The organism is Plantactinospora sp. A48 (assembly GCF_055793945.1).
In genome coordinates this window covers 37,726-52,428 of the sequence record NZ_JBTIXF010000047.1, presented here as the reverse complement: position 1 = coordinate 52,428, position 14,703 = coordinate 37,726, and the positions used below count along the sequence as shown (strand labels likewise).

Genomic DNA, 14,703 nt, shown 5'->3' with positions numbered 1-14,703 from the left:
TGATCGCCGCCCACGGTGGCAAGATCGACGCAGCCGCTCACGGCGGCAAGGTCGGCGACCTCACGGTGCAGCGGACCTTCGCCACCGGCCGTTCGGTCGAGCTGGACGCGCCGACCCGTCAGAGCAGGGCGCCCTCGTCGTGCAACCAGTCGACGAACGCGGTTGCCGACCGGGCGCCGCACTCCACCACCTCGGTCAGCAGCGCGTCGTGCGCGCCAGCACCGAACGGCACCTGCAATTCCACGTAGATCGGCAGATGTCCCCGATCAGTGGGATCGCCCACGTACGCCTTGCAGAAGCGGCCGGTGTGGTTCCACTCATTGACCGCCCGGTAGGCCCGGTCCGCCCAGTCCGGCGGCACGGTGGAGTGCGGGCGGGCGCGGATCACCAGGATCTCGTCATCCGGACCTTCGAGGCTGAACAGCAGGGCGTGCCGCTCCCACAGGGCGAGCAGGCTCTCCTCACCGTCGGCCAGGTAGCTCATGTCGAGCCGATCCAACGCCATGCCCACCCGGGCCAGGGTGACCGGTGCCACGCCGGCCGGCGCGTCGCGCCGGGACGGCCGGAACCCGCCACGTTCGGGCCGCCCGACGCAGTCGGGCAGCCCGTTGCCGGCTCCACGGTCAGCCATCCCTGGTGGGGTTCGACCGACCGGAGAGCAGTCGTGCTCGGGCTCCCGCGGCGCGGGTGGCCCGAGTCGGATAACACTGTCGACTGAAGAAATGCTGCGCGTTTCCGGTTCGTCGCCTCCGGGCTGACCGGGACGCCACGACCACCACGGCATCTCGTGCACCTCACTCCCCAGCGGATCCAGCCGCCTACGTTGCGTTGGATCCGAGGGACGACGGTACCCGGATAGCCGGCCGGAGACACCCCCCCACCGAGTGCCCCGGTCCATATGTATGACCATGGGTCGTACTTTCGGTCAACTTCGCATCGGCCTAATGGACAGAATTCCCGGCGTGAGTAGCCAGGCTTCGCCGTACGGTGCGAGCAGGCCGGTCCACCGTCCAGCCACCCTGACCTGCACCGGAGCGTCCGCACCGGCGGTCGGCGTACCCAGGAAGCCCATCCGGGTCACGGCTTGGACCAACCGCTGCGAAATCTCGACCGGATGATCACCACCGGGACCGTCCGAAGCGCCGGGAGCGCCCGAGGGGACCCCGGGAGTCGTTCCCGGCCCGGCCGGCGCCGTGGCCGCTCCCGAGCCGGCGGGCGTGGTGGTCGCTCCCGACCCGGCGGGCGCGGTGGTCGCTCCCGACCCGGCGGGCGCGGTGGTCGCGGTCTCCGGCGTCACCACGATCGGTACGTGGTCCAGCAGCGCGTCCCGCAGGGCCCGCTGACCCACGGCCCGTCCCCGGACGCCCTGTGCGGCGGCGGTCCGGAGTGCCTCCTCGGCGGCCACGGCCACCCGGCGCAGCTCGCTGCCGGGCAACTCCTCCACCGTACGGGCGGTGGGCGGGGGCAACGGCCACCGCCAGTCCGCGTCCCGGCGCGACGGCAGCCGGGGATCGTCCCGTTCGAGTCGGGCCAGCAGCTCGGCCACGCCGACCGTGACATCCGCGTCGGCGCCGCCGGCCACCGTCCGGGCTACCAGCACCCCCCAGGGCAGCCGACCCCAGAGCATGCTCCGGCCGTCCCCGGCCGCCCGGAGCCGGACCGGCGCCGTCGAGTCCAGCCGAGCCAACCGGGCCAGAAAGGCGCCCGCGTCGGCCGTACCGACGATCCCGTGCCCCGGCTCAGCCATCGCTGCGACCGTCGGGTGCGGCGCCCGGCGTCCCGGCCGGCTCCACCCGGCCGTCGGGTGCGGCGTCCGGCGTCCCGGCCGGCTCCGCCGGGGCCGGGGTACGAGACGGAGCCGGGCCCAGCACCGGAGCCGGCTCTGGCGCCGGTTGGGGATCGGCCGTGTACCTCCGCAGGAACTCCCGTTCGGCATCGGTGAGCCGGCGTGCCGTCTTGCGAACCAGGTCGTACGGGACCAGCACCGAGCGCGCCCGGCCGGCCAGCACGGCACCGTCGAACAACTCGTACCCGATCGTGAACCGGGCGGCCCCCAGGTCCTCCACCCACATCTCGATCCGGACGGTCGGTGCGTGCGCAGGGTCCGGCCAGTCCAGCGGATAGTCGATCGGGCGCAGGTAGTCGACCTCGTGCCGGCGGATGACCACCCCCGCCGCGAACGAGTCCAACCCGCTCGCCCGGCCGCCGGCGAACATCAACGCCACCCGCGCCTCCTCGTACAGGGTCAGGAAGCGGGCGTTGTTGACGTGCCCGTAGGCGTCCAGGTCGGACCAGCGCAGCACGCAGTGGTGCGTGTAGCGCCGGCCCGATCCGGCCGCCGGGCCGGAAACCGCCGGGCCGGCACCTGGGCCGGAAACGGCCGGGTCGGCGGCCGCCGGAGAACCGTCAGTCACGGGTGAGCTTGCGGTACGTCACCCGGTGCGGCCGGGCGGCCTCGGCACCGAGCCGGTCGATCTTGTTCTTCTCGTACGCGTCGAAGTTGCCCTCGAACCAGAACCAGCGGGCCGGGTCCTCGTCGGTACCCTCCCAGGCCAGCATGTGGGTGGCCACCCGGTCCAGGAACATCCGGTCGTGGGAGATGACCACGGCGCAGCCGGGGAACTCCAGCAGTGCGTTCTCCAGGCTGGAGAGCGTCTCCACGTCCAGGTCGTTGGTCGGTTCGTCGAGCAGGATGACGTTGCCGCCGATCTTCAGGGTCAGCGCCAGGTTGAGCCGGTTGCGCTCGCCACCGGAGAGCACCTTGGTCGGCTTCTGCTGGTCCGGACCCTTGAACCCGAACGCGGCGATGTACGCCCGCGAGGGCATCTCGACCTTGCCGACCATCAGGTAGTCCAGCCCGTCGGAGACGACCTCCCAGACGGTCTTGTCGCCGTCGAGGCCCTGCCGGTTCTGGTCGACGTACGACAGCGAGACGGTGGGGCCGACCCGGACCTCGCCGCCGGTCGGCTCCTCCAGCCCGACGATGGTCTTGAACAGCGTGGTCTTGCCGACGCCGTTCGGGCCGATGATGCCGACGATGCCGTTGCGCGGCAGCGAGAACGACAGGTTGTCGATCAGCAACCGGTCGCCGAAGCCCTTGCTGAGGCTCTGCGCCTCGATCACCGTGCTGCCCAGGCGCGGGCCCGGCGGGATCTGGATCTCCTCGAAGTCCAGCTTGCGGGTCTTCTCCGCCTCATTGGCCATCTCGTCGTACCGGTCGAGGCGGGCCTTCGACTTGGTCTGCCGGGCCTTGGCGTTGGAGCGGACCCACTCCAGCTCCTCGGTGAGGCGCTTCTTCATCTTGGCGTCGCGACGACCCTCGACGGCCAGCCGGGCGGCCTTCTTCTCCAGGTAGGTGGAGTAGTTGCCCTCGTACCCGATGGCCCGGCCGCGGTCCAGCTCCAGGATCCAGCCGGCCACCTTGTCCAGGAAGTACCGGTCGTGGGTGATCGCCATGACGGTGCCGGCGTACTTGGCCAGGTGCTGCTCCAGCCAGGAGACGCTCTCCGCGTCCAGGTGGTTGGTGGGCTCGTCGAGCAGCAGCAGGTCGGGCGCCTCCAGCAGCAGCTTGCACAGCGCGACGCGGCGGCGCTCACCACCGGAGAGCTGGGTCACGTCGGCGTCCGGCGGCGGGCAACGCAGCGCGTCCATCGCGAGTTCGAGCTTGGAGTCGATGTCCCACGCGTCGGCGTGGTCCAGCTCCTCCTGGAGCTTGCCCATCTCCGCCATCAGCTCGTCGGAGTAGTCCGTCGCCATCTGCTCGGCGATCTTGTTGAACCGCTCCAGCTTGGCCTTGGTCTCGGCGACCGCCTCCTCGACGTTGCCGAGGACGGTCTTGGCGTCGTTCAGCGGGGGCTCCTGGGCGAGCATGCCGACGGTGTAGCCGGGCATCAGCCGGGCCTCGCCGTTGCTCGGCTTGTCCAGTCCCGCCATGATCTTGAGCAGGCTGGACTTACCGGCGCCGTTCGGGCCGACCACACCGATCTTGGCGCCGGGCAGGAAGCTCAGGGTGACGTTGTCCAGCACGACCTTGTCGCCGTGCGCCTTGCGCGCCTTTTCCAGGACGTAGATGTACTGGGCCACGGTGCGGAATACCTCCGTCGTTGCGTCTGGGAGCCGGCGCGCGCGAGCGAGGAATCCGTCCGGCAGCGCCGGCCAGCAGCCGGCATCGCCGGCCGCCGCCGGCCTGGGCCGACTCCGTCCGCCACGCCGACCCGAGGGTCCGGCGGCGCGCACGCCATCGTCAATCCTGACAGGTTCGGCGTGCTCCGCCCACATCGCCCCGCCATCCGCGACGCTGGACGGTGCCGACCGGCGGCCGGCGGATCACCGAGATGTGAGGGTTTCCATGATCATCTGACGATTTCGCACGTCGCCCACGGGGTAGGAGTTCCAGCACCGGGGACCTGAAGCCGCTGCGCGATTCAGTACGCTCAGCGGTGGACCCGTTATCACCGGAGGTGTGCGGAGCGTGGCGGAACGTAGCTCATTCGTGGTCGTGGCCAACCGTCTACCCGTTGACGAGGTGACCACCCCCGAGGGAAAGCAGTGGCGCCGCAGCCCCGGTGGTCTGGTCACCGCCCTGCATCCCGTACTCGTCGAGCACCAGGGCACCTGGGTGGGCTGGGCCGGCGGCGTCGGCGCGGCCCCCGAGCCGTTCTCGCTCGACGGTATCGGCCTGCACCCGGTCCCACTCAGCGCCGAGGAGCTGGAGCGCTACTACGAGGGCCAGTCCAACGCCACCATCTGGCCGCTGTACCACGACGCCGTGGAGACCCCGGCCTACAAGCGCCGCTGGCGCGAGGCGTACCGGCTGGTCAACGCCCGGTTCGCGGAGGCCGCGGCGGAGGTCGCGGCCGAGGGCGCGACGGTCTGGGTCCAGGACTACCAGCTCCAGCTGGTCCCGGCGATGCTCCGCGAGCTGCGGCCGGACCTGCGGATCGGGTTCTTCCTGCACATCCCGTTCCCGCCGATCGAGCTGTTCATGCAGATGCCGCTGCGGGCCGAGGTGCTGCGCGGCCTGCTCGGCGCCGATCTGGTCGGCTTCCAGCAGCGGCTGGCCGCACAGAACTTCGTCCGACTGGCCCGGCACCTGCTCGGACTACGGTACGAAGGACAGATGATCCAGGTCGACGGCCGGCAGGTGAAGGCGGGCGCCTTCCCGATCTCCATCGACGTCCGGGAGATGGAGCGGATGGCCGCCGACCCGGCCGTCCAGGCGCGAGCCAAGCAGATCCGGGCCGAGCTGGGCGACCCGAAGACCGTCATCCTGGGAGTCGACCGGCTCGACTACACCAAGGGCATCGAGCTGCGCCTCAAGGCGTTCCGCGAGCTGCTGGCGGACGGCAAGGTCACCGTGCCCGAGACGGTGATGGTCCAGGTGGCGACGCCCAGCCGGGAACGGGTCGAGCATTATCAGGCGCTCCGGGTCAAGGTCGAGCGCGAAGTGGGCCGGATCAACGGCGAATTTGGGAAGGTGGGTGTGCCCGCCGTCCACTACCTCCACCAGTCGTACAGTCGCAGTGAATTGGCCGCGCTCTACTGCGCGGCCGATGTGATGATGGTGACCCCGCTGCGAGACGGGATGAATTTGGTGGCAAAAGAGTACGTCGCGTGCCGTGCCGATACGGGCGGTGCGCTTGTCTTGAGTGAGTTCGCCGGAGCCGCGACAGAGTTGCGGCAGGCCTTTCTGTGTAACCCGCACGACCCGGACGGGGTGAAGGACGCGCTGCTGCGCGCCGTTCACGTGGACAGCGTGGAGGCACGCAGGCGGATGCGCCTGATGCAGCGCCACCTGCGGTCACACGATGTCGGGCAGTGGGCGCAGACGTTCCTGCGGGAGCTCGGCGTCCCAGAGGCGGAACCCGCGTGACCACGTCCGTTCTGGAGGCGGCGCGGCGCGGCGCGGACGGGTTGGATCCCGCCCTGCGTTCGGCGCTCGGGCGGATCGCCCGTTCACCACAGCTGCTGATCGCCTGTGACTACGACGGCACCCTGGCGCCGATCGTCGAGGACCCCACAAAGGCCGTACCGCTGCCCGAATCGGTGGCCGCGGTCCGGGCCCTGGCCGCGCTCCCCCAGACCACCGTGGCGGTGGTCTCCGGGCGGGCGCTGCGCGACCTGGCCACGCTGTCCCGGCTGCCCAGCGAGGTGCACCTGGTGGGCAGCCACGGCTCCGAGTTCGACATCGGGTTCGTGGAACGGTTGGCACCGGAGCTGATCGAGGTACGGGCCCGGCTGCGCAACGAGCTGCGACAGATCGTGGCGGACCGGCCCGGCGTACGACTGGAGCGCAAACCGGCCAGCGTCGCCGTACACGTACGCGGCGCTGACCCGGCGGTGGCCGCCGAGGTGCTGCACGCGGCCCGGACCGGGCCCGGGTCCTGGCCCGACGTCACGATCACCCAGGGCAAGGAGGTCATCGAGCTGTCGGTGATCCCCACCAACAAGGGTGCCGCGGTCGACCAGCTCCGCACCCAACTGTCCGCCAACGCCGTGCTGTTCGTCGGGGACGACGTCACCGACGAGAACGTCTTCACCAACCTGCACGGACCGGACATCGGGGTCAAGATCGGCCCGGGTGAGACCGGGGCCGACTACCGGGTCGGGGAGCCGATCGACGCCGCCCGGCTGCTCGCGCTGCTGCTGGAGCTGCGTCGGACCTGGTTGTTCGGCGAGCGGGCGGTGCCGATCGAACGGCACTCGATGCTGGCCAACGGCCGTACCGTCGCGCTGCTCACCCCGGAGGCCCGGGTCACCTGGCTGTGTCACCCCAAGCCCGACTCGTCGGCGATCTTCGCCGATCTGGTCGGCGGGGCCCCGGCCGGGCACTTCTCGGTGGCTCCGGAGCGGGGTGGCCTGCCGCTGGGCCAGCGGTACCGGACCAACACGATGACCGTCGAGACCCGGTGGTCGGGTCTGACCGTCACCGACTGGCTGGACCGTCCCTCGGCCGACGAGACCCCTCGCGGGTCGAGCGTGATCTCGGGCGACTCCACCCTGATCCGGGTGCTCACCGGCTCCGGCCGGGTACGTCTGGAGTTCGCGCCGCGACCCGAGTTCGGCCAGGTCGCCGTGCAGCTCCAGCCGCTCGGCGACGGGGTACTGGTGCTCGGCTCCAACGAGCCGGTCAGCCTCTACTCCCCCGGTGTCGAATGGGAGATCCACGAGGACGGCAACTTCGAGTCCGCGCGGGCCGTCGTCGACCTCTCCGCCGCCGGCGGCACGGTGATCTGCGAGCTGCGGTTCGGCTCGCACAGCCTGGAACACCACCGGCTGCCGGTCCAGGAGCGGCAGGCGCTCGCCGAACGCCCCTGGCAGGAGTGGGTGAGCGGGCTGCGCCTGCCGACCGTCGCCCGGGACATGGTCGCCCGCAGCGCACTCACGCTGCGGGGGCTCTGCCACGAGGCGTCGGGGTCGATCCTGGCCGCGGCGACCACCTCGCTGCCCGAGGAGGTCGGCGGGGTCCGCAACTGGGACTACCGCTACTGCTGGCTGCGGGACGCCGCCATGAGCGCCCGCGCGCTGGTGGACCTGGGGTCGCTGGGTGAGGCCGAGGCGCTGCTGCGCTGGGTCGACGGCGTGGTCGAACGCACCGGTGGGCACCCCGAACGGCTGCACCCGCTCTACACGGTGGACGGCTACGAACTGGGCGCCGAGGCGGTCATCGACACCCTGCCCGGGTGGGCCGGCTCCCGGCCGGTGCGGGTGGGCAACCTCGCCAACCACCAGTTGCAGCTGGACGTCTTCGGCCCGATCGCCGACCTGCTGGCGGCCGTGGCCGACCAGCGCGGGTCGGTCCGGGAAGAGGAGTGGCGGGTCCTGGAGTCGATGGTCGAGGCGGTACGCCGCCGCTGGCACGAACCCGACCACGGCCTGTGGGAGGCCCGCCTCCCACCACGGCACCACGTCTTCTCCAAGGTCATGTGCTGGATGACGGTGGACCGTGCGCTGCACATGGTGGACCGGCACGGTGCCGGGGACCGGCCGGAGTGGGCCGAGTTGCGGGAACGGATCGGCGAGAACGTCCTGGAGTACGGCTGGCACCCGGACTCCGAGGCGTACTCGGTCGCCTACGGCCACGAGGAGATGGACGCCTCGTCGCTGTGGATCGGGCTGTCCGGGCTGCTGCCCGACGACGACCCCCGGTTCCTCTCCACCGTGCTCAAGATCGAGGCGGATCTGCGCAGCGGGCCGGTCGTCTACCGGTACCACTGGGACGACGGCCTGCCCGGCCGGGAGGGTGGCTTCCACATCTGCACGGCGTGGCTCGTCGAGGCGTACCTGCGCACCGGACGCCGGGCCGACGCCGAGGAGCTGTTCCGGCAGATGCTGGACACCGCCGGGCCGACGGGCCTGCTGCCCGAGCAGTACGACCCGCTCGCCGAGCGGGGCCTGGGCAACCACCCGCAGGCGTACAGCCATCTCGGGTTGATCCGTTGCGCGCTGCTGCTCGACGGCCAGGTCGGCAACTGACCCGGCCGAACGCGGTACCCGGCACGCGCTGATCCGGCGTCTCGGCACGCGCCGACGCCGGGGTTGGCGGGCCTTCCGGTTTTCCGGGGGCCCGCCAGCCCCAGCACCTTTTCCGGGGGGCCCGCCAGCCCAGCACCGATCAACCGACGCGGGGACGCCCCGACGTGATCAAACCAGCCGGCGCGGGACGCCACCCGCGACCCGACTCAATCAGCCGGCGCGGGTGACGCTTCCTCCGGCGCGTCGGTGCGGGCGTCGCTGAGGGCGTCGACCACGGGGCCGATCACGACCACAGCCGGGGCGCGCAGACCCGCCCGGACCGCGTCCGCGGCGACCGCCCCGAGGGTGGAGCGCAGCATCCGCTGACTCCCCGTGGTGGCCTCCTGAACCACGGCGGCAGGCGTCTCCGGTGCCCGGCCGTACGCCTGGAGCGTCGCGGCGATCGCCGGCAGGTTCCGCAGCCCCATCAGCACGACCAGGGTGCCGCGGAGTCGGGCCAGGGCCGCCCAGTTGACCAGCGAGGCGGGGTTGTCCGGCTCGACGTGCCCGGACACCACGGTGAACTCGTGCGCCACCGCCCGGTGCGTCACCGGGATGCCGGCGATGGCCGGCCCGGCGAGCGCGCTGGTCACCCCGGGCACCACGGTCACCGGCACCCCGGCCGCCGCGCAGGCCAGCAGCTCCTCGCCGCCACGGCCGAAGACGTACGGGTCACCGCCCTTGAGCCGGACCACGACGGAACCGGCGCGGGCCCGCTCCACCAGGATCCGGTTGATCTCCTCCTGCGTCCGTGCCGGCCCGTAGGGGATCTTGGAAGCGTCGACCAGTTCGACCTCGGGCCGCAGCTCGTCCAGGAGCAGGCCGGGGACCAGCCGGTCGGCCACCACCACGTCGGCCTCGGCGAGCAGCCGGCGGCCCTTCACGGTGATCAGTTCGGGGTCACCGGGACCGGCGCCCACCAGCGCGACCCGACCGATCCGACCGCCGGAAGCGTTAACCGGGGACCCTTCCTCTACCGAATCCGATAGCAAGGGGCCCTTCCTTTCCAGCAGGGCGGCGATGGCGTCCCGGACGGCGATGGCCCGGCGCGGGTTCCCGCCGAGCACGGCGACCGTCACCGGACCGCGCCGGGTGACCGCCGGCGTCCAGGCGGTCGCCGCGCTCCGGTCATCGGCCCGGACGCAGAAGACCCGGCGTTCCCGGGCGGCGGCGCTCACCGCGGCGGCCGCCAACGGGTCGTCGACCGCCGCCTGCACCAGCCAGGCGCCGTCCACGTCCTCCGCCACGAACCGCCGGGCGGTCCAGCGCAGCCGGCCGGCGTCGACGTGTGCCTGCAACGCCGGGGTCAGCTCCGGCGAGACGACCTCGACCCGGGCACCCGCGGCGAGCAGCGCCGGCACCCGCCGGGTGGCGACGGTGCCCCCGCCGACCACCAGCACCCGCCGGCCGGCCAGGCGGAGCGCCAGGGGATAACTTTCCGCACCGCTGGCCGTCACTTCTCCGTCACCCCCGCCGCGTCGAAGGTGGCCACCTCGTGCAGCACCCGGACGGCGCTGGCCACCACGGGCAGCGCGAGCAGCGCGCCGGAGCCCTCGCCCAGCCGCATTCCCAGGTCGAGCAGCGGCTCCAGATCCAGGTGCCGGAGCCCGACGGTGGCCCCGGGCTCCACCGAGCGGTGCCCGGCGACCAGCGCGGCACGCGCGTCCGGGGCGAACGCCACGGCGGCGAGCGCGGCGGCCACCGTGCTCACCCCGTCCAGGATCACCGGTGTCCGGTGCGCGGCACCGGCCAGGATGAACCCGGCCAACGCCGCGTGTTCCAGGCCGCCGAACGCCGCCAGCACCCCGACCGGGTCCGCGGGATCGGGCCGGTGCCGGTCCAGCGCCGCCCGCACCACGTCGACCTTCCGGGCGTACGTCGGGTCGTCCACCCCGGTGCCCCGGCCGGTCACCTCGGCGGCGGGCGTGCCGGTGAAGGCCGCCACCAGCGCCGCCGCGGCCGTGGTGTTGCCGATCCCCATGTCCCCGGTGAGCAGGACGCCCACCCCGTCGCCGAGGAAGTCGCCGGCCACCTCGATGCCGACGTCGATCGCGGCCAGCACCTCGTCCCGGGTGAGCGCCGGTTCGACCGTCATGTCCCGGGTGCCGGCCCGGACCCGCGCGGCGGTCAGCCCGCCGTCCGGGCCGACCGGGATCGGCGTGGCCACCCCGACGTCCACCACCTGGATGGCGGCCCCGGTCTGCCGGGCGAACGCGTTGACCACGGCGCCGCCGGTCAGGAAGTTGGCCACCATCTGGGCGGTCACCTCCTGCGGCCACGGGGTGACACCCTGGGCGTGTACCCCGTGGTCGCCGGCGAACACGCCGACCCCGCCCGGCGCGGCCAGCGGCGGAGGGCAGACCCCGGCCAGGCCGGCGAGCCGCACCGACAACTCCTCGAGGACGCCCAGCGAGCCGGCCGGCTTGGTCAGCCGGCCGTGCAGGGTCCGGGCCCGTGCCATGGCCACCGCGTCCGGCGGACGGATCGTGGCCAGCATCTCCGACAGCATCTCCGACAGCCCACCCTCTCGTTCCCGACCGGACCCACCGGCCCGGTGTCACCCACGTCCCGGCTCGCCTCGCCGCGCCGCGACCGCACCCGTGAGGTCGCACGCCACGGTCCTGACCTTTGTCCGCGACGGCGGGACTGGCAAATCCGGCCCGCTCCTCGGGATCATGGCGCGGTTCGCCGGCGGGCTCGCGGACCCGGCCCGCCCGCTCCGCTCACCCGCCCCGGGCCGTCCGTTCATCCCTCGGTCAGGATCCCGGCCAGCACCGCCACGAAGGCGTCGGTGGTGGCCGTGTCCCGCACCGCCACCCGGATCCAGTCCGGGCCGAGCCCCGGAAACGTGTCACCGCGCCGGACCGCCCAGCCCCGGTCCCGCAGCGCGAGCCGGACCCGGTCCGCGCCGGGCAGGTGCACGAGCACGAAGGCGCTGGCCGGTACGCCCGCCACGCGTACCCCGGGCAGCGCGGTCAGCCGGGCGACCAGATGCCGGCGGTCGGCCGCCAGCCGGGTGGCGATCTCCCGCTCGGCCGCGACCGCCGTGGGCGTCGCGCAGGCGCGGGCGGCGGCCAGCGCCGGCGTGGAGACCGGCCAGAGCGGCTGCGCGGCGGCCAGCCGGTCGACCAGGTCGGCCGCCGCCAGCAGGTAGCCGATCCGCAGCCCGGCCAGCCCCCACGTCTTGGTCAGGCTCCGGATCACCACCAGGCCCGGCAGGTCGGTCCGGCCGGCGAGGGACTCGGGTTCACCGGGTACGCCAGGCGCCGCGGTGCCGTCGGCGAACGCCTCGTCCACCACGAGCACCCGACCGGGCCGGGCCAGTTCGGCGACCACCGGCGCGGGATGCAGCACCGAGGTGGGGTTTGTCGGGTTTCCCAGCACCACCAGATCGGCGTCGGCGGGGATCAGCGCCGGATCCAGCCGGAAACCCGTGTCGGCGGGCAGCAGCACCCGGTGGACACGGTGGCCGGCGGCCCGCAGCGCAGCCTCCGGCTCGGTGAACTGCGGATGTACCACCACCGGCCGGCGGACACCGACCAGCGCGCGGGCGAGCAGCACGAACGCCTCGGCGGCGCCCGCGGTGAGCAGCACCTCGGCCGGTGACCGACCGTGCCGGGCCGCCACCGCCGCCCGGGCCGGACCGGGATCGGGATACCGGGACAGGTCGGCGAGGGCCGCCGAGATCGGCCGGCTCAGCCACTCGGGCAGCGGCCCCCGACGGACGTTGACGGCCAGGTCGACCAGACCGGGTGTGGCCTCCGCGTCGCCGTGGTGACCCAGGTCCGGGCCACCGGCGCGGGACCGGCCAAGGGCGGCGTCGGGCATGCCGGCGATCCTGCCGGGTACGCCCCGGTCCCGTCGCGCGGCCCCGGCAATGGTCGGCACCGTCACCATCACCGGCCGCCACCACGGGCCACGCCATCGTCTCCGGCCGGCACCATGGCCGGCGCGTCACCATGTTTGTGAATAATCCTCATGATCTGTCGAGGGTCGCCCTAGCGTGAGGTGGTGATGAAGCAGTCCACCTCCTCCTCGTCCCGCCTCGCTCCCATGGCCCGCGCCGGTCTGGTCGCCGGCGTCGCCGTGGCCGCCGTGACCTTCCCGATCGTCGCCACCGGCGGGCTCGGCGCCAAGGCGTTCTCCGGTGCCGTCGGGGACCATCCCCGCGACCTGCGCCAGGTACACCCCGCACAGACCACCTACGTGTACGCCGCCGACGGCAGGACGCTGCTGACGATGTTCTACGAGGAGCACCGCAAGTACGTGCCGATCAACCAGATCTCGCCGTACATGCAGCAGGCGATCGTGGCGGCCGAGGACGCCCGGTTCTACCGGCACCACGGGGTGGACACCAAGGGCGTGGTCCGGGCCTTCGTGGCGAACCAGCAGGCCGGCGGGGTCTCCCAGGGCGCCTCGACGCTGACCATGCAGTACGTCCGGATGGCGATGCGGGACGGCGCCGAGAACCCGAAGGAGGCACTGGAGGCCACCCAGCAGACCAGCGTGCGCAAGGTCCGCGAGATGCGGATGGCGCTCGACGTCGAGAAGGAGATGACCAAGTCCGAGATCCTGGAGCGCTATCTGAACTCGGCGTACTTCGGCCACCGGGCGTACGGCGTCTACGCCGCCTCGGAGATCTTCTTCTCCAAGCGGCCCGCCGACCTCACCCCGCTGGAGGCGGCCACCCTGGCCGGCCTGGTCAAGGCCCCCACCGAGTACGACCCGGCCAGTTCCGACCAGAAGGACGCCACGGACCGGCGCAACTACGTGATCGAGCGGATGCGGACGATGGGCTACGTGTCCCCGGCCGACGCGGCCGCGTACCAGACCCAGCCCATCACGCTGCGGCTCACCACCCCACCGAACGACTGCGTGTCGATCGACAAGTCGTACAACAGCTGGGGGTTCTTCTGCGACTACCTGAAGGCGTGGTGGGGCCGGCAACCCGCGTTCGGCGACAACTACTCCGAGCGCCTGGACAAGCTGCGGCGCGGTGGCTACAACATCGTGACCAGCATCGACCCGCGGGTGCAGAAGATCGCCGAGCAGCAGGTGTCGTCCCGGGAGTCCACCGGCAGCCCGTTCGCGCACGGCATCGCGGTGGTGGAACCGGGCACCGGCCGGGTGAAGGCGCTGGCGGTCAACCGGATCTACTCACTGGACCAGAGCCAGAACAACGAGAACTCCAACCCGGCCCTGCGCGGCAGGATCAAGGGCAACTACCCGAACACCGTGGTGCCGCTGCTCGGCGGTGGTGACCTGCCGGGATACCAGGCGGGTTCGACGTTCAAGATGTTCACCATGCTGGCCGCGCTCAAGGCCGGGCTGCCGTTGAACACGACGTACAACGCGCCGAACCGGATCATCAGCATCTATCCGGGCGGCGGGAACGCGGACTGCGGCGGAATGTGGTGCCCGTCCAACGCCAGCGGCGCGATGAGCGGCCTGCAGACCATGTGGTCGGGCTTCGGCAAGTCGGTGAACACCTACTTCGTCTGGCTGGAGCAGAAGGTGGGCGCCGACCGGGCGGTGGCGATGGCCGAGGAGTTGGGGCTCACCTGGCGGACCGACATCGACCAGCGGCAGGCGTCGCCGGAGAAACGCAAGCAGTGGGGGGCGTTCACCCTGGGCGTCTCCGACGTGAACCCGTTGGAGATGGCCGGCGCGTACGCCGCGGTCGCCGCCGAGGGCCGGTACTGCGAGCCGCTGCCGGTGCTGTCGGTGAGCAACCCGGACGGTACCCCGACCACCTACCAGGCCGCCGACGGCAACATCGTCCCGGTCGCCAAGGGGCGCTGCCACCAGGCGTTCAGCGCGGACGTGGCGCGGGCCGCCACCGACGCGGCCCGGTGCCCCACCGGCGACACCCCGGCCCGGGGCAGCTGCGGTGGCTGGTCCACCGCGAGCGGCGTACGGGGCACGGTCGGCCGCCCGGTCGCCGGCAAGACCGGTACGACCGACAGCACCCGGTCGGCGTGGTTCGTCGGCTTCACGCCCCAGCTCGCGGCGGCGAGCTTCATCTCCGACCCGGACAATCCAAACAACGCGGTCGGTGACGGACAGTCGAACAAGCCCGTCGACGCGGTCGCCAACACCCTGCGGGACGCCCTGAAGGGCCAGCCGGTCCGCCAGTTCATCCCGCCCTCCCCGACCATCGTCGGCAGCTCATGAAAGGAAGGGCACCTT

Annotated in this window: 9 protein-coding genes and 2 pseudogenes; 3 read left to right on the top strand and 8 right to left on the bottom strand. The window is 72.3% G+C overall.

The window, feature by feature from the left end; translation table 11 throughout:
• Window positions 1-118: 118 nt before the first annotated feature.
• From ACXN5W_RS21885 to ettA, 5 genes and pseudogenes are all read right to left on the bottom strand, one after another.
• Entirely contained in the window at window positions 119-784 is a 666-nt protein-coding gene (locus ACXN5W_RS21885) for a type III secretion system chaperone family protein (protein WP_473160209.1), read from the bottom strand.
• A 141-nt stretch (window positions 785-925) separates the two neighbouring features.
• Window positions 926-1,297, bottom strand: coding sequence for a DUF8185 domain-containing protein (locus tag ACXN5W_RS21880; protein ID WP_473160212.1), 372 nt, complete (start codon window positions 1,295-1,297; stop codon window positions 926-928).
• A pseudogene (locus ACXN5W_RS21875) lies at window positions 1,289-1,747 on the bottom strand (DUF8010 domain-containing protein); the annotation flags it as partial. The pseudogene ACXN5W_RS21875 and the gene ACXN5W_RS21880, both read right to left, overlap by 9 nt.
• A 154-nt stretch (window positions 1,748-1,901) precedes the next feature.
• Window positions 1,902-2,303 (bottom strand): annotated as a pseudogene (locus ACXN5W_RS21870) (acyl-CoA thioesterase); the annotation flags it as partial.
• A 103-nt stretch (window positions 2,304-2,406) separates the two neighbouring features.
• The gene (gene ettA, locus ACXN5W_RS21865) at window positions 2,407-4,083 is read right to left on the bottom strand and encodes an energy-dependent translational throttle protein EttA (RefSeq protein ID WP_473160208.1); all 1,677 of its coding nucleotides are present in this window, start codon (window positions 4,081-4,083) and stop codon (window positions 2,407-2,409) included.
• Window positions 4,084-4,471: 388 nt separating this feature from the next.
• On the opposite strand from ettA, the gene ACXN5W_RS21860 reads away from it, so the two are divergent.
• Both ACXN5W_RS21860 and otsB read left to right on the top strand, forming a co-directional pair.
• Window positions 4,472-5,872: an alpha,alpha-trehalose-phosphate synthase (UDP-forming) gene (locus ACXN5W_RS21860; protein ID WP_473160207.1), complete on the top strand. Its 1,401-nt coding sequence runs from the start codon at window positions 4,472-4,474 to the stop codon at window positions 5,870-5,872.
• Window positions 5,869-8,475: a trehalose-phosphatase gene (gene otsB / locus ACXN5W_RS21855; RefSeq protein ID WP_473160206.1), complete on the top strand. Its 2,607-nt coding sequence runs from the start codon at window positions 5,869-5,871 to the stop codon at window positions 8,473-8,475. Before ACXN5W_RS21860 ends, otsB begins: the two co-directional genes overlap by 4 nt.
• A gap of 206 nt (window positions 8,476-8,681) precedes the next feature.
• Here otsB and cobA read toward each other — a convergent pair whose 3' ends face one another.
• The 3 genes from cobA to cobC form a co-directional block, all read right to left on the bottom strand.
• Window positions 8,682-9,971 (bottom strand): uroporphyrinogen-III C-methyltransferase, encoded by a 1,290-nt coding sequence (gene cobA, locus ACXN5W_RS21850; RefSeq protein ID WP_473160205.1) that lies wholly within the window; start codon window positions 9,969-9,971, stop codon window positions 8,682-8,684.
• Window positions 9,968-11,023: a nicotinate-nucleotide--dimethylbenzimidazole phosphoribosyltransferase gene (cobT, locus tag ACXN5W_RS21845; protein WP_473160204.1), complete on the bottom strand. Its 1,056-nt coding sequence runs from the start codon at window positions 11,021-11,023 to the stop codon at window positions 9,968-9,970. The genes cobA and cobT overlap by 4 nt, the downstream gene beginning before the upstream one ends.
• 236 nt (window positions 11,024-11,259) lie before the next feature.
• Window positions 11,260-12,342 carry an Rv2231c family pyridoxal phosphate-dependent protein CobC gene (gene cobC / locus ACXN5W_RS21840; RefSeq protein WP_473160211.1) on the bottom strand — a complete coding sequence of 361 codons (1,083 nt, stop codon included), beginning with the start codon at window positions 12,340-12,342 and terminating at the stop codon, window positions 11,260-11,262.
• Window positions 12,343-12,525: 183 nt separating this feature from the next.
• Between cobC and ACXN5W_RS21835 the strand changes: the two genes are divergently transcribed.
• Window positions 12,526-14,688 (top strand): transglycosylase domain-containing protein, encoded by a 2,163-nt coding sequence (locus ACXN5W_RS21835; RefSeq protein ID WP_473160203.1) that lies wholly within the window; start codon window positions 12,526-12,528, stop codon window positions 14,686-14,688.
• Window positions 14,689-14,703: the final 15 nt, after the last annotated feature.

Coding starts and splice junctions, on each gene's coding strand:
- ACXN5W_RS21885 (WP_473160209.1), bottom strand. CDS start 784: ATGCCGTGGTGGTCGTGGCGTCCCGGTCAGCCCGGAGGCGACGAACCG.
- cobT (WP_473160204.1), bottom strand. CDS start 11,023: ATGCTGTCGGAGATGCTGGCCACGATCCGTCCGCCGGACGCGGTGGCC.
- cobC (WP_473160211.1), bottom strand. CDS start 12,342: ATGCCCGACGCCGCCCTTGGCCGGTCCCGCGCCGGTGGCCCGGACCTG.